The organism is Streptomyces sp. NBC_00859 (genome assembly GCF_045161865.1).
Classification (GTDB): Bacteria; Actinomycetota; Actinomycetes; order Streptomycetales; family Streptomycetaceae; genus Streptomyces.
The window spans coordinates 7,866,732-7,884,460 of sequence record NZ_CP108826.1 but is presented as its reverse complement, the minus strand read 5'-3'; the positions used below and the strand labels follow the sequence as shown (position 1 = coordinate 7,884,460).

The window sequence follows — 17,729 nt, the reverse complement described above, 5'->3', positions numbered from 1 at the left end:
GAGGATTGCCAGACCTTCCTTGCAATGAGCGCCGCGATGGTGGAGGGACCTTCGAAGACGATGGTGTCGTCAAGGTGCTGCAGAGCACGACTGCATTCCTGCTCGGCACTCTGGCTGTGGAACGGTGAGCGGTACAGGAACGGAGCCCAGAAGTGCAGAGCGCCTGCCGAACTCTGACGGGCCAGCGTCGCGGGTCACCGGTGAGGTTGATCGCTGTGCTCGTCGCACCGTGGTACGAGCGGGAGGCGGAAAGAACTTTGTGGCGTCCGGTGTGCAGCCTTGCGAGTCGGACGGCGTTCTCCACGGCTTCGGCGCCGCCGTTGGTGAAGGGGATCCGGTCGAGGTTGCCCGGAGTCCGCTCCGCGATCAGCCTGGCCGCCTCCGATCGTGCCTCGACGGCGAATCCAGGGGCGGAGGTCACGAGGCGAGAAGCCTGCTCGCGCACTGCTTCGACCACTGCCGGGCCCGGGATGTGGCTATTTCCTCTTCCCATCAGTGGTGTTGGCCGGCGACGGGTGCGAGTTGTGCCGGAGCATGGAGCGGCCCCGGAATCGTTGCGGAACGATCTCCGGGGCCGCGTGGGGGCAGCAGGGAAATGACGGGGGATGTGTTCACTCCCCTGCTGCCTGTCTGAGGGAGGCGGTGGGCCGCTACCCCCGGTCCCAGGTGACCGGCAGGCTCCACAGGCCGTAGAAGGCGATCTCGTCGCGCACCGACACCTCTTCGGGGTCGACAGCCAGACGGAGCGTCGGGAAGCGACGGGCGAGAGCGGGGAAGGCCACCTGCAGCTCGACTCGCGCCAGCTGCTGTGCGACACACTGGTGGATGCCGTGGCCGAAGGACACGTGACCACGGACTGAACGCGTGATGTCGAGGTCGTCCGGGGCGGTGAACTTGTCGCCGTCTCGGTTGGCGGCCGCCGTGGAAATGGTGACCATCTCCCCGGCCTTGATGAGATGGCCGTCCACTTCGAGGTCCTCGATCGCACTGCGCTGCAGGAAGGGGAGCACCGTCGTGTAGCGGAGCAGCTCCTCGACGGCCCGTGAAACCGCTTCGTCGTCCGCGGTCTTGCTGAGGAGCTCGAACTGGTGCGGATTGCGCAGCAGGGCGAACGCCCCGAGGGAGAGGGTACCGGCGACCGTGTCGAGGCCGGCTCCGAGCAGGGTGAGGCCGAGGTTGATGATCTCGTCATCGTTGAACTCGCTGGTGGCCAGACCGCTGAACAGGTCATCCGTGGGCTGCTCACGCTTGGCAAGCATCAGTTCGCTCATGAAGCCACGCACCGCGAGGAACGCCTGCGTCTGGTCCTCGACCGAGGCCTTGCTGCGCCCCAGCGCATGCATGCGGTCGACGAGGTCGGTGAATTTCTGCCGGTCGTCGTTGCTGATTCCGAGCAGCTCCGCGATGACGACGCCGGGAATACGGCGCGCGAAGGAGTCGACCAGGTCGACGGGGCCGTCCTGTGTCTCCATGGCGTCGAGACACTCGGCGGTTATCGCCTCGACGCGGTCGGTGAGCTGTCGCATCCGGCGGACGGTGAACTGACCGGTGAGCTGGTGGCGAAAGCGCGTGTGGTCCGGCGGGTCCATGAGGGAGAGGAAACCGGGGGGAATCGGCGGCGGGTTCTCCATGCTGGGGGCGCCCTCAATCGGGGCACGGTGGTGGTTGCTGCCGCTGATGAACCGGGGATCGGCAAGGATCTGCCGAGCAAGGGCGTGGCTGGTCACAAGCCAGCCGTCGACGTCTCCCGAGTAGTGGATCCGGCTCAGCGGTGTCTCCTCACGAATCTCGGAGAGCTGCGCGGGCGGGTTGTAGGGACAGCCGCTGGATCGTTCGCTGGGCAGCCAGATCGCATCTGGGAGTACCTCGGTCATGTGAATCTCCCTCGCAAAGAGCGCATTTTAAGGACGACTTGATATCTCGGGAGCGAAATGGCTCCAGCGTTGTCAGGGTATTCCGATTGCCCAGTGCTCCGTCTCGGATCGCTTGCCGGAGCGGCGGTTCGGTTTTCGTCGCAGCACCCATGCGCGCCAGATTTTTTGGCTTTCCACCTTGGGAGCAACAGGAATACCCCGGGCCCTCTCATGGAAGGGAAGCGGGTACTGCACCGACTATAGGAGGCCCGGACGGCAGCGGATAGTGAGAAGCCGTTCGTGATCGGTCCGTGTCCCGGTGACAGGACAGGAGCATGTCCAACCCGCCCTGACCAAAGGTATGTTCTGTTCGGTTCGGTGCGCTCATTCATAGTGGCACCTCCCAGGAATCGCAGAAGGATGGTCCCATGCCGTCTTCCACGTACGACGACAACGCAGCCCAATTGCCCGAGACCACGGATCTGGAATACTCCACGGTCGCTTGGCTGCGCGAGGAGCTCGAAGATGCGCAGATCGTCGCATCAGACAACTTCCTTGACATCGGAGGGCATTCACTGGCGTTCGCCAGGCTCAACAAGTTTCTCTCGGATTCGTTTGGTGTGAATCTCGACATGAAGGTCGCCTACGACGAACCCCTTTCCGTGGCCGTGGCCAAAGCGCATCCGGTCCGGTCTCACGCATAGCCGAAGCCAGGAAGGCACAGCATGTCAACGAGCATCGAGCAGAGCCCCCTCTCCCTGTCCGACGAGGAACTCGCGTTCTTCCACAAGAACGGCTACATCGGCCCCCTCACCATCTATACCCCCGAGGAGATGGACCGGCTGTGGAAGCAGGTCCACCGGGAGACCCTGGACCGCCGGCACGCCGCGTATCCGGAGGTCGACGCGAGTATCGGGGCGCCGAATATCTTCAACTACGACCGGCACCTCGACATCGATCTGCTGGTGGACCACATCTGCAACCAGAAGATCGTGGACCGGGTGGCGTCGATCCTGGGTCCCGACCTGCTCTGCTGGCGCTCCGAATTCTTCCCCAAGTACCCCGGGGACGAAGGCACCGACTGGCACCAGGCCGACACCTTCGCCAACGCCAGCGGTAAGCCCCAGCTCCTGTGGCCCGGTGAGTCGGAGGACGATTTCGGAGCCGGCACCATCACGGTCTGGACCGCGTTCACGGACTCGACCCGTGAAAACGGCTGTCTGCAGATCATTCCCGGAACGCAGAACAAGATGAACTACGACGAGTCCAAGCAGATGGAGTTCGACGAGAGCCGCATCAACACCGAGGTCAAGGACGGCGTTCCTCGCGGTTTCTTCGGCTACGACTACCGTCAGCTGCAGGTCGACCCTGACTGGAAGCCCAATGAGGAGGACGCCTTCTCCCTGGTCATGGAGCGCGGCCAGTGCGTCATCTTCTGGTCGACACTGATGCACGCCTCACTGCCCAACATCAGCACGGGCAAGGACTACCGCATGGGCTTCGCCACGCGTTACGTCCCCACCAACGTACGGGTGTACCCGGACACGGACCACATCGAGGAGTACGGCGGCAGTATCTCTCTGGAGAAGTGGGGCGCCGTCCTGGCACGCGGCCGTGACGACTACGGCCACAACAAGATCGTCACCGAGACGCTCCGGGGTGCCCCCGTCCGCACCGTGGCGGCGCGTTGACACCCACGTACTCGGTCAGGCGGGGCCCGATCCTGTGAGAGGCACGATCGCTCTCGTGCCCCCGTCGTGCTGCGGGGCGGGCTACTTCCGTCGACTGCGTCGCGCGCTCCCCGAGGAGATCGATGTCCTCGCACTGGAACTGCCAGGTCATGGGCGGCGCTACGCGGAGCCGTATCTCACCAGCGCATCGGCAGTCGTTGCCGATGCGCTGGCGCGGATCGAAGGCCCGGTCGACATCATCTACGGCGAGAGTCTCGGCGCCTATGTCGGTCTTGCCCTGGTGGCGGCGCTGAGTGAGGGGCGGCGGCCTGCACTGGTGGCCGCGTCCAACGTTCCGCCGGCCCGGCAGCGCGAGGTCTCGGCCGCGGACGTCGCCACTTCACAGGCGGCTGTCGCGACTTTCACATCCATGGGAGGAGCCATCGCCTCCGAGGTGCTCACGGACCCGCACCTGGCAGCGGGAGCCTTCCCCATGATCCGATCCGATCTTCTCCTGTCGCGGTCCTTCGTCGAATGCGTGCGCACCACCTCCGTGCCCGGGAACGTGACCGTGCTGGCCGGCGACCGTGACAACTCCCTGTCGGGACTGCACACCTGGGCCGCGCACACCACTGGCCGCTGCTCGGTCGAGGTACTCCCCGGTGACCACCTACTGGCCGGGAGCAACCCCTCGGGCGTTGCCGACGCGCTGCTGTCCGTCCTCTCCGAGGTCTGACCGGCAGCAGCGCGGGGTCGCCCTCTCACCTTGGAAAGGAACACAGTGACGCTCTCCTCAGGGCCGGTGCCCGGCCTGAGCGATCATCAAATGCTGCTCTTTCTGCTGCAGCTGAGCCTCCTGATCTCGGTCGCCGCGCTTCTGGGCAGGGCCGCCGCGCGCCTCAACATGCCGCCCGTCGTCGGGGAGCTCGCCGCCGGCGTCGTGCTCGGCCCCTCCCTGTTCGGGAGCGTGGCACCGGGTCTGTCCCACTGGCTGCTTCCCCACGACATCGAGCAGACGCACCTTCTGAACGCCGTGTCCCAACTGGGGGTGCTGCTCCTGGTGGCCATTACCGGGGCCCACATCGATCTGGGGTTGCTGCGGCGCAAGCGGCACGCAATCGGCCTGGTCAGCGCGGGCAGCGTTCTGCTGCCCCTCGCCCTCGGGTTCGTACTCGGCCTCTTCCTCCCCGCTTCGCTCATGGGCGGGGCAGGTGGCCACGGGACCTTCGCACTGTTCATCGGCGTGGCGGTAGCAGTGAGTGCTCTGCCCGTGATCGCCAAGACGCTTCTCGACATGGGGCTGCTGCACCGCAATGTAGGTCAGATGATCGTCGGTGCCGCAGCGGTCAGCGACATCGTCGGATGGCTGCTGCTCTCGATCGTCTCCGCGATGGCCACCCACGGCCTGCGCGCCGGCGTGGTGTTCGAGTCCGTCGGCTTCCTGCTCATCGTGCTGGCCGCAACTGTCCTGGTGCTGCGCCCGCTGGCCGCACGCCTGCTGCGTCCCGCGCGCCATACACAACAGCCCGGATTCAGCCTTTCCCTCATCGTCATCATGATCCTTCTGTCCGCCGCAGGAACTCACGCACTGGGCATGGAGCCCATTCTCGGCGCCTTCCTGTGCGGCATCGTGATCAGCTCCCTCGGCACCGCCAGCCGCCGGTCGCTGGACTCCGTGCGCACCTTCGTCATGGCGACGCTGGCACCACTCTTCCTCGCGGCTGCCGGACTTCAGGTGGACCTCACCACGCTTGCCCGCCCTTCGGTTCTGTTCGCGGCCCTGATCACCCTGGCCGTCGCCGTCGGCGCCAAGTTCGCCGGAGGGTACCTGGGCGCACGACTCGGCCGCCTCGGCCGGACGGAGTCCCTGGCGATCGGTGCAGGCCTCAACGCCCGGGGCCTGGTGGAGATCGTGCTGGCGTCCGTGGGGCTGCGCCTCGATGTCCTCAACACAGCTTCGTACACGGTCGTGGTCCTGGTCGCGGTCGTGACGTCCGTCATGGCCCCGCCCATCCTGCGTCGCACGACCGGGCGCATCGCCACCACTGAGGCCGAGGTCGAACGTGAGCGGGAGTTCACCGCGCAGCTCGTCGTCTGATCTTCGCCGCAGCCTCTTCCCCAAGACACCGACGAACGGAGTTCTTCCCGATGTTCCGTCAGCCCCCGGGAACGCACAGCGGTCCTTTCCACCGGCTCAGACGTCGCCGGGCCGCTCTGGTGACTGTATGTCTGGCCGTCGTCGCCGCGGTTGGTTCGGCCGGTCCGGCAGCCGCGGCCGGAACAGCCACCACCGGTCACCGGGCCATCATCGACGTACTCGGCTCACACGGGGCCTCCGGGCAGGCCCGCCAACACGCGCTCCTGGCCTACTGGACCCCAGAACGAATCGGCAGGGCGCTGGCGAACGAGTCCGGAGAGGACGGCGACGGAATGGGGCCGCACCCGTCACCGGAGCAGGCAAAGGCAGCCCCGGTCGAGGGGCCGCACTCGACCGCCGTGGGCAAAATCTTCTTCGAGCACGCCAACGGGGCCCCCGACGCCTGCACGGGCACCGTCATCAACAGCCACTCCGAGGTGCTGGTCCTGACGGCAGCCCATTGCCTGCACGACGGGCCAAAACTCGACTGGACGAAGAACCAGGTCTTCTACCCGGGTTTCCACGACGGCGTCATGCCCTACGGCGGGTTCACCGCATGGAATGTCGCCACGTCGCCCGCCTGGAGCTCCGGCTCCAAGCCGGACTACGAGCACGACTACGGCATGCTCGTCGTCAACGACAACGCCAGTGGTGAAACGCCCCTCGATGCCGCCGGTGGATACACCATCGCGCCGGACATGCGCACCGGCGAACAGGTCTCCCTCATCGGATACTCCGGGCCTCCCTACGACGGCAATCACCAGGAGTTCTGCCAGGACCTCGTGGAGCCCACCCCTCCGCCCCTGAACATGTGGCAGGTGGAGTGCGAGAACATGAGGCCGGGATCCAGCGGCGGGCCATGGCTCCTTGACTACGACTACGACACGGGCACCGGCTATATCGGGGGCCTGAACAGCATCAACGACACAGGCAAGTTCATGGCGTCACCGCGCTTCGACCAGGACATGGCGTCCTTCTACGCGATGATGGAGGAGATCGGCGACACACGGCCCTGAGAGCGGCCCCGTGACCGCTGGCGGGCGCAGAACGACAGCTGCGGCGCATCGGCGCGCTGCCGCAATTCCCGGCTGCATCCGGTAGGCGAGCCCTCCGCCCCGCGATGCACCGCATCTGACGCCGTACGCTGTTTCACCACGGGCTACCGGGCAGCACTTGGTATGGTCAGCCGCCGATACAGGAGGCGGGCGACATCGTGATTCCCGGAGAGCCCGCACCGCACAGCCTGCCGGCCACGCATCCGGACGGCGGCTGGGGGGCCGCCCACCCCCTGCTCCCGGCCCCTCCGCTCGAGCTGGATGACGCGCAGTGTGACGAGGACGTATCCCCTGTCACACTGCGCTCGCTTGCACTGAGCCCGGAGAACACTGCTACGGACAGGGCCGCGTCTACCATCGTGCGCGCGGGGCTTCTGTCCCTCCTGGGGGCGTGTATGGCTGTCGAGCCGGCGCACATCAGCCTGGATGCGGGGAAGTGTCCGCACTGCGGACGCTCTCATGATGATTCAGCCGTTTCCACCACTGGTCTTCGGAGGCACTTCGCCACGGCCCGCCGTGCGGACCTGGTCATCTACGCCGTCAGCCCCGACCCCGTCGGACTCGGGGTCGTGGGTGTCGACGGGGAAGACCCCGCAGCGCTTTCACAGGCCCGCAAGGCGGCGCGGCTCGCAGCGCACCGGGGCGCCGTCTCCCGGGGCCGCTGTGCGCGCCCGCGCGACGGAACAGTGCAGTACCTGGTGCGCTACGCCGAGACCGCGCCGGCTTTCGGATGTGTCGTATCGGTGGTCCGGGAGGTGCTCTGCACGACAGACCCATAACACCGTGACTCCTCGCGAGGGGCCGGTGGCCGCCCCCTACGGGACGGCCACCGGCCCCTCGGCACAGGGTCAGTTCTCCTGGAGCACCCGGCCGATGACCGCCGCGATCGCGGCAGCCGGTTCCGGCAGGTGCATCGCATGGTGGCTGCAGTCGATCTCGAACTCGCGGATACCGCCGAGGATGTACGGCTTCCAGTGGTCGGCGATGGCTTCGGGCGAATCGACTGTGGCGCTGAAGAAGAGCGCCTCTCCCCGGTAGACCGGCGAGGAGAACCGACGCATGAGCCTGAGGTGCTCGATCTGGATCTCGGTCATGCGGTCCACGAGTCCGTCGTGGTCGGACATCGCGACGTACGCCTCGAACATGCCGCGGACCTCGGCTTCCGGGGCGTCCTTGGCGGCCGTGAAGAAGGTGCTGGGCGCACAGTCCAACAGAGCCAGCAGGTCGACCCGGTGGCCTCGGCGCTCCAGCTCACCGGCGACCGCGTGTGCCAACGTCCCGCCGAACGACCAGCCGGCCAGGAAGAAAGGTCCTTGGGGCTGCACCGCGAGGAGCTCCGCCACGTAGTCGGCAACCATCTCCTCGATCGAGTCGGGAATCGGAGCGGTCCCGTCCAGTCCTCGGGCCTGAATGCCGTAGCTCGGCCGGTCGGCCGGAAGGTGCGGGGCAAACCCCATGTAGCACCAGCTCAGGCCGCCGCCGGGGTGGAACCACCAGACGGGCGGCTGCTCCCCGTCCGACTTCAGCGGCAGCACCACGGCGTACGGATCGGCCGATTGGCCGGCGTCGGTTCCGGAGGTGAGCCACCGTGCCAGGCCCGCGGCCGTGGGGGTCTCGAAGACCGCACGGATCGGCAGGCGCACGCCGAGCAGCATCAGGATTCTGTTGGTCAGTCTCGTGACCAGGAGCGAGTGTCCCCCGAGGTCGAAGAAGGAGTCGTCTGCTCCAACCTGCTTGACACCGAGGGTCTCGGCGAACAGCCCGCACAGCACCTCTTCCTGCGGTGTACGCGGCGCTCGGTAGTTGCTCGCCTCGAAGTCCGGCTCCGGCAGCGCCGACCGGTCCAGCTTGCCGTTGGGGGCGAGCGGCATACGGTCCAGGACGAGGAGCGCGCTGGGCACCATGTAGTCGGGCAGCCGGGTGCTGAGCTCCGCGCGCAGTCGGTCGGGAGTGGCATCTGCGTCCGGTCGACGCAAGGTCACATAGCCAACCAACTGCCGCCCGACGTCCGGATTCTCGCGTGCGACGACGACGGCTCGGGAGACCGCTTCGCATGCTGTCAGGGCGGCTTCGACCTCTGCGGGCTCGATGCGGAAGCCGCGGATCTTGACCTGCTGGTCGATCCGCCCGGCGTACTCCAGCTGCCCGTCGCTGTTCCATCGGGCGAGGTCGCCTGTGCGGTACATGCGAGCGCCGGGGGCCCCGTGCGGGTCCGCGACGAACCGTTGTGAGGTGACAGCGGACCTGCCGTGGTAGCCGCGTCCCAGGCACGCTCCGGACACGTACAACTCGCCGACTGCGCCCACGGGGACGGGTTCCAGGCCGGCGTTGAGCACATAGGTGCGCACATTCCCGAGCGGACTTCCGATGGGGGCACATGTGCCGGCTTCTCGGCCGTCGTCCGCCCAGAGTGTTGCGTAGAACGATTCGCTCTGCCCGTACGCGTTGACCACCCGGGACTGCGGCAGGAGTTCACCGATGCGCTCCACGAGGGACCGCGGAAGGGCTTCCCCGGCGAAGACGAGGGTATCGGCGCCGACATCGGCCTGCTGTTCCAGCAGTTCGGCGAAGACCGAAGGGACGGTGCTGATGATGTCGACGTCCCGTCCCGCGCCTTCGGTCAGTGCCAGGGCGTCTCGCACCAGTTCGATGCTGCAACCTGTGGTCAGAGCAGTGAACATCTCGAACACGGAGACGTCGAAGTTGACCGAAGTGCTGGCAAGCATGCGCCGGCCGGGGGCCACACCCAGCGCGGCGGCGAGCTGCGACACGCCGTTGATGACGTTCCCGTGCGTGATGACGACGCCCTTGGGGGTGCCGGTCGAACCTGACGTGTAGATGACGTATGCCGTGTTGGCCGGACGCACTTCCCGTCGGTGTGCAGGGGCGTCTGCCAGGTTCCCGGCCTCCTCGACGAGGTCGTCGGCGTAGACGTACGGGATGTCGCTCCGAGGCACAACGGCCTCGCTCCCGGCATCGGTGACAAGCAGCTGAGGCCGAGCCTGGGACAGGATGTGCGCCAGCCTGCCGCTGGGATAAGCCGGGTCGATGGGCAGGTACGCACCGCCCGCCTTGAGTACGCCCAGCAGCGCAGCCACCATGCGCGGGGTCCGGGGCAACGCCACCGCTACCACCGTCTCCGCCCCCACGCCTCTGCGGGCGAGGCCGAGTGCCATCCGGTCTGCCATGGCGTTGAGTTCCCGGTAGGTCAGTGTCCCGCCGTCGCAGACCACAGCGATCCCGTCCGGGTTCGCTGCCACCTGTCGTTCGAAAGCGGCCGGGATCGTGGTGGCAGCGACTTCGGTGGCCGTGTCGTTCAGCCGTTCCAGGACCAGCTTCCGTTCCGCGGGGGCAAGGAGTTCCAGCCGACCGCTCTTGGTTTCGGGGTCGTTGGCCGCCTGCTGCAGAACTCGTCCGAAGCGCTGCGCTATGTCTTGTGCCTCGGACCGGTCGAAGAGCCCCTGCTGGTAGTGGAGTGTCAGTCGCAGGTGGGGCTCGGTCACGGCGATGACGGTCAGTGGGTAATGCGTGCCCGAGAACGGCCGGATGCCGGTCACGGCGATGTCGGTCGCCGCTCCGGCGGAACCGAGACCTTCCTGGTCGACGGGATACGACTCGAAGGCGATCATGGTGTCGAACAGGGTGTTCAGCCCGGTGTCACGATGGATGGCGGTGAGGCCGTAGTGGTGGTGATCGAGCATCGCGGCCTGTCGGCTCTGCAGCCCGCTGAACACCTCAGTGAGGCTTTGTGCCGGTTCCCAGGCAACCCGCACCGGAAGGGTGTTGATGAACAGGCCGACCATCGAGTCGGCGCCCGGCAAGGTCGCAGGACGGCCGGAGACCGTGGCACCGAAGACCACGTCCTGGCGTCCCGTCAAGCCTGACAGCACAAGGGCCCAGCTGCCCTGCACCAGCGTATTGACGGTGACGCCCAGCTCGGCGGCACGGCGGGCAAGCGTCTCGGCCACGGCCGGCGGCAGGGGCACCTCGAGCAGGCCGATTCCGGCCTGGTCACCTCCTTGTCGTCCGGAAGCCAGGAGAGTGGGCTCCTCGACGCCTTCCAGTTCACGAGCCCATGCTCGGGCGGGGGCAGCCGGGTCCTGGGCCGAGAGCCAGACCAGGAAGTCGCGGAAGCCACGGATCTGCGGCAGTTCGCTCGCTTCTCCGCACGACGAGTAGAGCCGCAGCAGGTCCTGCAGCAGGACGGGGAGGGACCAGCCGTCGAAGAGGACGTGGTGGGCGGTGAGGACCAGGTGGCTGACCTCGTCATCCGTCCGGACCAGGGTCATACGCAGCAACGGGGGCCGCGTCGGATCGAAGTTGGTCCGCAGGTCGCGGGCGAGGAGTTCGTCATAGGCACGCTCTCGCGCGGTCGTGTCCGGCAGATCCCTGAAGTCCCTCTCCTGCCACGGCAGCTCGACACCGTCGACGATCAGCTGGACATGCCCGCCGGTGGTGTCGGGGACGAACGCGGCGCGGAGGTTGGGATAGCGGTCGATCAGGGACTGGCCGGCGGCACGGAGGCGGCCTGCATCGAGGGGGCCGGTGAGTTCGAAGGCCAGCTGCATGTTGTACGCGTCGAACGAGGCGTCGGCGAGCATCGCGTGGAACAGCAGGCCGGACTGCAGAGGTGTCAACGGCCACACGTCGACGAGAGCGCCGTATGCCTTCTCCCACACTTCGAGCTCGGGCTGCCCCACCTCGACCAGCGGCAGATCGGAAGGGGTCAGGCCACCGGCCCGGGAGTCGCTGCGCACGTGGTGGGCGAGCGCGGTGAGCGCGTCGACCCACAAGTCGGCCAGCGTCTGGACGTCGGCCGCCTTGAGGATGTTGGCCGGGTAGCTGAAGACCGCGCCCAGCTGGGTGCCCTGTCCCGTGTCGGAGGCCACCGCGGTGACATCCAGGATGGACATGGCGGGCATGTCCGCATCGAGCTCAGCCATCACCCCGCCCTCCGGGGCCTGGATCCAGCCCAGCCCCCGCAGCTCCTCGGGCATGTCCGCCGAGGAGAAACGGCCCAGGTAGTTGAAACCGATCTGTCCTGTCGCGAAGGCGGACAGATCGGTTGAGGTCTCCGCGTTGAGGTAGCGCAGCAGCCCGAAGCCCATGCCCTTGTCCGGGATCGCCCGCAGCTGTTCCTTCACTGATTTGACGGCTCGTCCCGCGTCCGCGCCTCCCGTCAGCGCCTCGGCCAGGTCACATCCGGCCACGTCCAGGCGTACCGGGAACATGCTCGTGAACCATCCAACGGTCCGGGACAGGTCGGCGCCTGGCACCAGGTCCTCCTCACGGCCGTGTCCCTCCATGCGCAGGAGTACCGAGGATTCGGTGACCCCCCGCCGTGAACGCCACTCGGCCAGTGCGAGCGCAAGAGCCGTGAGCAGCCCATCGTTCGCGCCTGCGTGGAAGGCGGCCGGCAGAGCGGTCAGTACCGCCTCCGTCACGTCGGCCGGCACCAGTACCTGGACCCGCTCCACGGTGTCCATGGTGTCAACGGCCGGATCGATGCGGCGCTCCCCCAGCAAGGGATCCGGGCCGTCCAGAATGCCCTGCCACAACGGAAGCTCAGCGATCCGCTCCGGGCGTTCGGCTTCCTCGGCGAGGGCGTGCATCCAGCGCCTCGCGGACGTTCCCACCGCAGGCAGCGCCGGGACGTGTCCCGCACTCACCTGCTCCCAGGCCGCGGCCAGATCGGGGAGCAGAATGCGCCAGGAGACACCGTCGACGACCAGATGGTGCAGCACCACCAGCAGTCGGCCTTCTCCCCCGACTCGCGGGTCGAACCAGACCAATTGCGCCATCTGTCCAGCTGCAGGATCCAACCGCCCGGCTGCCGCATCCAGCTCCGCGGCCAGGGCCGACCTCCAGGCGGCCGTCTGCCACTGGCCGTCGCACGGAACACGGCGGATGACGCTGCGGGCCGCGATGGTGCCCGGTGCCGAGACCACCAAGCCGTCTGGATCATCCGCGCCGGTGACCATGTGTGAACGAAGCACGTCGTGGGTGTCGAGTACTGCCTGCACGGTCGCAGTCAGACCTGCGGCCTCCATGCCTTCGGGCAGGGTCAGCAGCATCGACTGCTGGAATCTTCCGTAGCCGCCACCGAGTTCCCGCATGTACTGGCCGGCCGGCGGCAACGGGGACCAGCCCACGCCGCCGCCCTCCAGTTCCGGAAGCACCTGCGTCGTGCTTTCGGCACCCAGGTCCCGTGCCACGCCTGCGAGCCTGGCCACAGTGCGATGCTCGAAGACCTCGCGGGGGCTGATCTCGATGCCCTTGCCGCGGGCCCTGGCCACGACCTGGATGGACCGGATGCTGTCGCCGCCGATGGTGAAGAAGTCGTCGTCTGCACCGACGCTCTCCATGCCCAGAACCTCGCCGAGTACCTCGCACAGGGCCTGCTCACGCGAAGTCGCCGGCGCACGGAATGACGTGAGCTGCAGAGCCGGGTCGGGCAGGGCCCGCCGGTCGAGCTTGCCATTGGGGTCGAGGGGGAAGCGGTCGAGGACCACAAAGGCTGAAGGCACCATGAACTCCGGCAGCCGGCCCGCGGCAAACCGGCGCAGGTCCTCGACGTCCAGCTCACCAGGCGCGGGCCCGTCGGCCGACGGGCCATCAGCTGCGTCCGAGGGCACGACGTAGCCGACCAGTTGCTCGCCTCCCTCAGCGCGCACGCGGCGGAGCTGGACCACGGCCTGGCGCACCCCGGGGTACGCCACGATCGCGGCCTCGATCTCACCGGGTTCGATACGGAATCCACGGATCTTCATCTGTGTGTCGCCACGGCCCAGGTATTCCAGGTGACCGCCGGCGGTCCAGCGCACCAGGTCGCCGGTGCGGTACATGCGCTCCCCCGCCGGTCCGAACGGGTCCGCGACAAAGCGGCCCGCCGTGATTCCCGGCCTGTTGTGGTACCCGCGACCGATCGCTCCGGCCACGTAGAGCTCACCGGTCACTCCCACGGGCACGGGAACCAGCCCGGCACCAAGCACGTAAGTGCGCATGTTCCCGAGCGGAGTGCCGATGGGAACGTTGCCGCGGCCGGCCCAATCCCTGGGGATCTCGAATGCGGTGGCGTAGAAGTCCTCGGTCTGGCCGTACGCCTGAACGAGGCGGGCGTGGGGTATGGCCGTGCGTACCTTTTCCAGGAGCGTGGCGGGCAGGCTGTCGCCGCCCAGCACCACGGTGTCCACGTCCATCTTGCCGGCGACGGTGTCGAGGATCTCCGAGAACACCGAGGGCACAGCCTGCAGCGCACCGCCCGTCCAGCCGTCACGCTCGGCCAGCTCCAGGACGTCCCGGACGACTTCGACGGTCGCGCCTCGGCTGAGCGCGGTGAACACCTCGAAGGCCGATACGTCGAAGTTGACCGATGTGGCGCCGAGCACGCGTGATCCCGCCCGCACATCCACCACGTCGGCCAGGCGCAGCACGCCGTTGACAAGATTGGCGTGGTGGATGGCGACGCCCTTGGGGTTCCCGGTCGAACCGGACGTGTACATCACGTATGCAAGGCTGTCGGGCCCCCAGGACGCCGGGCGCTCGGTATGTCCGAGGGCGGAGCCGTCACCGGTTTCGAGATCGAGCCGGTCCAGGTGCAGGCAGGTGGCGTCGTTGGCCGGGAGCACGGTGGCGGTCCGGGTGTCCGTGACGATCACCCCGGGACGGGAGTCCGCCAGGACGAAGTCCAGACGGGCGCTGGGGTAGCGCGGATCGATGGGCAGGTACGCCGCTCCGGACTTCAGGATGCCGAGCATGCCGATCACCAGGTCCGCGTTGCGAGGCAGGGCGAGTCCGACGATCGATTCGGGTCCCTGGCCCGCACGTACCAGCTCTCGTGCGAGCCGGTTGGCTCGCTCGTCCAGCTCGCGGTACGTCCACGACGTTCCGCCGCAGACCACCGCCACGGCGTGCGGGGTGCGCCCGGCCTGCTCCTCGAACAGTTCCGGAATCGTGAGGGCGGGGAGCGGCATCCGGGTGGCGTTCCACTCGGCCAGCACCAGGGCACGCTCCGCGTCCGAGAGCAGGTCGATGACGGATACCTCCCGGGCCGGGGCGGCTGTCACCTGCTGGACCACGCGGACGAACCGCTCTGCGAAGGCGACTGCCGTGCTCTCGTCGAAGAGATCCGTCGCGTATTCGAGGCTGCCTCGGACTCCGCGCTCGGCACCCGTGCCGTATTCGGTCAGACCGAAGAACAGGTCGAATTTGGCGGAGTCGACACTCACCGGTTCGTAGCCGAGTCGCAGACCGTCGAGTTCGAAGTCGGGACGGCTGGTGTTCTGCCAGGCGAACATGATCTGGAAGAGGGGGTGAAAGGCGGTGGAACGGTCCGGGTTGAGGAGTTCCACCAGACGCTCGAAGGGCACGTCCTGGCGGTCGTAGGCCGCCAGTGCCTTGTTCCGCACCCGGTTCAGCACCTCGGCGAACGACGGGTCCCCGGACAGGTCGGCCCGCAGAACCCAGGTGTTGGCGAAGAATCCGACGAGATCGGCCAGTGCCTCGTCGGTGCGTCCGGCGATCGGAGACCCGATGGTGACGTCGTCGCCTGCGCCGAGCTGACGGAGCAGCACCGCGAGTGCCGACTGCAGCACCATCGACACAGTTGCGCCCTCGCGGCGTGCGAGCTCTTGGACCCGGTGGAAGACGTCCGGCTCGATCGAGAACGCCACACGGTCCCCGCGGCGGCCGGCCACAGGAGGGCGCGGCCTGTCCGTGGGCAGCTGCAGTGGCTGCGGAATGCCCGTCAGCTCGCCACGCCAGTAGGCGTACTGGTCGAAGGCGCGGCTCTGGGGGTCGTTCTCGTCACCGAGAAGACGCTGTTGCCACAGGGCGTAGTCGGCGTACTGGACCGGCAGGGGGCTGAACGGCGGGGTCTCGCCCTTCAGGCGGGCACGGTAGGCGGAAACCAGGTCGCGGGACAGTGGTGCCATCGACTCGCCGTCCCCTGCGATGTGATGGACCACCAGGACAAGCACATGCTCGTCGGCGGCAACTTCGAGAATCACGGCGCGCAACGGGATGTCCGTCGCCAGGTCGAAGGTGTGAGCCGCTTCCCGTTCGACGTACGCAGTAGTCTCGCCGGGTGGCACCTGCACCAGAGGAATCTCCTGCGCGACGTTCCCTGCCGGCACCACCTGCTGGAAGGGGACCCCTGCTTCGTCCGCGGACACGGTCGTTCGCAGGCTTTCGTGCCGGCTCACCACATCCCTCACCGCCGCTCTCAGGGCGGACACGTCGAGGGAGCCGGTGAGCCGGAGCACGACCGGGATGTTGTAGGTGGCGCTGGGGCCTTCGAACTGGTCGAGGAACCACAGGCGTCGCTGGGCATGCGACAGGGGCAGGCGGTCCGGCCGGGTCTGTGGCTCCAGTGCCGGCCGGGCTCGATCCGCGACGACCAGCCGGGTTGCGAGCCCGGCAACGGTCGGTGCCTCGAATACCGTACGGACGCCGAGCTCGGCTCCGAAATCCGTACGGATCCTCGACACGAGCTTGGTGGCAAGCAGGGAGTGGCCGCCGAGGTCGAAGAACGAGTCGTCGATTCCGATCGTGCCGGCGGGGATGCCGAGAACGTCGGCGAAGACCGTGCGCAGTCTCTCGTCGAAGGGGGTGCGGGGGGCCCGGTGTGCGACCTGGCCGGTGAATTCCGGTTCCGGGAGGGCCTTGTGGTCTATCTTGCCGCTGGTGTTGAGGGGGAAGGCGTCCATGACCACGACCGCGGCAGGGACCATGTACTCCGGGAGCCTCTCGGCTGCGAACTCGCGTACTGCGGAGGGCGCCGGAGGTGCGTCCGGGTCGACCGCCACGACGTATCCGACGAGTTGGTCGCTCCCTCGGGACGTCCTACGGGCGATGACGACTGCCCGGGAGACCTGCGCGTCGGCGGCCAGGGCAGCCTCGACCTCGCCGATTTCGATGCGGAAGCCCCGGATCTTGAGCTGCTGGTCAGCTCTCCCGACGTAGTCCAGCTCGCCGTGTGCGTTCCACCGCACCAGGTCACCGGTCCGGTAAAGGCGTTGCCCGGCGTCGAAGGGGTCGGCCACGAAACGGGCCGCGGTCAGTGCCGGCTGATGCACATAGCCTCGGGCCAGACCGGGACCTGAGACGTACAACTCGCCGATCGTGCCCTGCGGCACCGGTCGCAGTGAGGCATCCAGCACCTGCACTCGACTGTCGGCGACGGGGCGTCCGATCGGCGGCGCCTGCCCCGTCGCGGCCAGCGGGTCGCTGAGAGTGGCGGCGATGGTGACCTCAGTGGGACCGTAGGCGTTGACCATATGACGTCCGGGCGCCCACTGTGTCACCAACTCCGGCGGGCATGCTTCGGCGCCCACGACCGGCACGGTCAGAACATCGCTGGGAAGTTCGGGCACCGTGGCCAGGAGTGCCGGCGGGACCAGGGCGTGCGTAACGCGGCCGGCGGTCAGTGCTTGCGCGAGCTCGTGTCCCGCCAGTACGCCGGGCGGGGCGATGACCAGTGCCGCGCCGGAGCTCCATGCCATCAGGAGTTCCATCACGGAAGCGTCGAAACTCGGCGAGGCAAGCTGCAGCACGCGGCTGTTTCCGGTGAGTGCAAACCGCTCCGCCATGGAGGCGGCCAGAGCGCCCACACCGGCGTGGGTGACGCCCACGCCCTTGGGTACACCGGTCGATCCCGACGTGAAAATTATGTACGCGAGCCGGTCGGGCTCCGCGGCGACGATCGGTACGGTCCGGTGTTCTTGGTCGTGTGCTGCCGCTGCCGCTTCCGCTTCCGCCAGAGCAGTGCCCGCGGCGTCCAGGACCAGGCGGGGCATCGCCTCGTCAAGAATGTGCCGCGCCCGCTGCTCGGGGTAGGCGGGATCCACCGGTACCCAGGCCGCGCCCAGGCGGGAGACGGCCAGCACGGCGACCACCAGCTCCACCGACCGGGCCAGCCGCAGCGCCACCACGTCCTCGACGCACACCCCACGTTCGGCCAGCCATGCGGCGAGCCGCTGCACCCGCGCGTCCAGCTCCCGGTAGGAGAGCTGCA

The 17,729-nt window shown here is 67.7% G+C and carries 7 protein-coding genes and 1 pseudogene (1 of these 8 only partly in view); 5 read left to right on the top strand and 3 right to left on the bottom strand.

Going from position 1 to position 17,729, the window contains the following annotated elements; translation table 11 throughout:
* Positions 1-11: 11 nt before the first annotated feature.
* Positions 12-463 (bottom strand): annotated as a pseudogene (locus OG584_RS34590) (aminotransferase class III-fold pyridoxal phosphate-dependent enzyme); the annotation flags it as partial.
* Between the two features lie 187 nt (positions 464-650).
* On the bottom strand, positions 651-1,874 hold the full coding sequence (locus OG584_RS34585; protein WP_405783782.1) for a cytochrome P450: 1,224 nt from the start codon (positions 1,872-1,874) through the stop codon (positions 651-653).
* Positions 1,875-2,281: 407 nt separating this feature from the next.
* Between OG584_RS34585 and OG584_RS34580 the strand changes: the two genes are divergently transcribed.
* The 5 genes from OG584_RS34580 (at position 2,282) to OG584_RS34560 (ending at position 6,676) form a co-directional block, all read left to right on the top strand.
* A complete protein-coding gene (locus tag OG584_RS34580) occupies positions 2,282-2,557 on the top strand; it encodes a phosphopantetheine-binding protein (RefSeq protein WP_405783780.1) in 276 nt (91 codons plus the stop codon).
* A 21-nt stretch (positions 2,558-2,578) separates the two neighbouring features.
* Positions 2,579-3,544 carry a chlorinating enzyme gene (locus OG584_RS34575; RefSeq protein WP_405783779.1) on the top strand — a complete coding sequence of 322 codons (966 nt, stop codon included), beginning with the start codon at positions 2,579-2,581 and terminating at the stop codon, positions 3,542-3,544.
* Positions 3,545-3,599: 55 nt separating this feature from the next.
* Positions 3,600-4,259 (top strand): thioesterase II family protein, encoded by a 660-nt coding sequence (locus OG584_RS34570; protein WP_405783778.1) that lies wholly within the window; start codon positions 3,600-3,602, stop codon positions 4,257-4,259.
* Positions 4,260-4,349: 90 nt separating this feature from the next.
* Positions 4,350-5,621 (top strand): cation:proton antiporter, encoded by a 1,272-nt coding sequence (locus OG584_RS34565; protein ID WP_405783777.1) that lies wholly within the window; start codon positions 4,350-4,352, stop codon positions 5,619-5,621.
* Between the two features lie 119 nt (positions 5,622-5,740).
* On the top strand, positions 5,741-6,676 hold the full coding sequence (locus OG584_RS34560) for a trypsin-like serine peptidase (protein ID WP_405783775.1): 936 nt from the start codon (positions 5,741-5,743) through the stop codon (positions 6,674-6,676).
* Positions 6,677-7,563: 887 nt separating this feature from the next.
* Here OG584_RS34560 and OG584_RS34555 read toward each other — a convergent pair.
* Positions 7,564-17,729, bottom strand: the 3' portion of a protein-coding gene (locus OG584_RS34555) for an amino acid adenylation domain-containing protein (RefSeq protein WP_405783773.1). The gene runs 4,573 nt beyond the window's last position; only the last 10,166 of its 14,739 coding nucleotides appear in the window; its start codon lies beyond the right edge, outside the window — the gene reads right to left on this strand; the stop codon is at positions 7,564-7,566.

What these genes read in the sequence shown, in the direction of transcription:
- OG584_RS34585 (WP_405783782.1), bottom strand. Translation starts at nt 1,874, where the DNA reads ATGACCGAGGTACTCCCAGATGCGATCTGGCTGCCCAGCGAACGATCC.
- OG584_RS34580 (WP_405783780.1), top strand. Translation starts at nt 2,282, where the DNA reads ATGCCGTCTTCCACGTACGACGACAACGCAGCCCAATTGCCCGAGACC.
- OG584_RS34565 (WP_405783777.1), top strand. Translation starts at nt 4,350, where the DNA reads ATGCTGCTCTTTCTGCTGCAGCTGAGCCTCCTGATCTCGGTCGCCGCG.
- OG584_RS34575 (WP_405783779.1), top strand. Translation starts at nt 2,579, where the DNA reads ATGTCAACGAGCATCGAGCAGAGCCCCCTCTCCCTGTCCGACGAGGAA.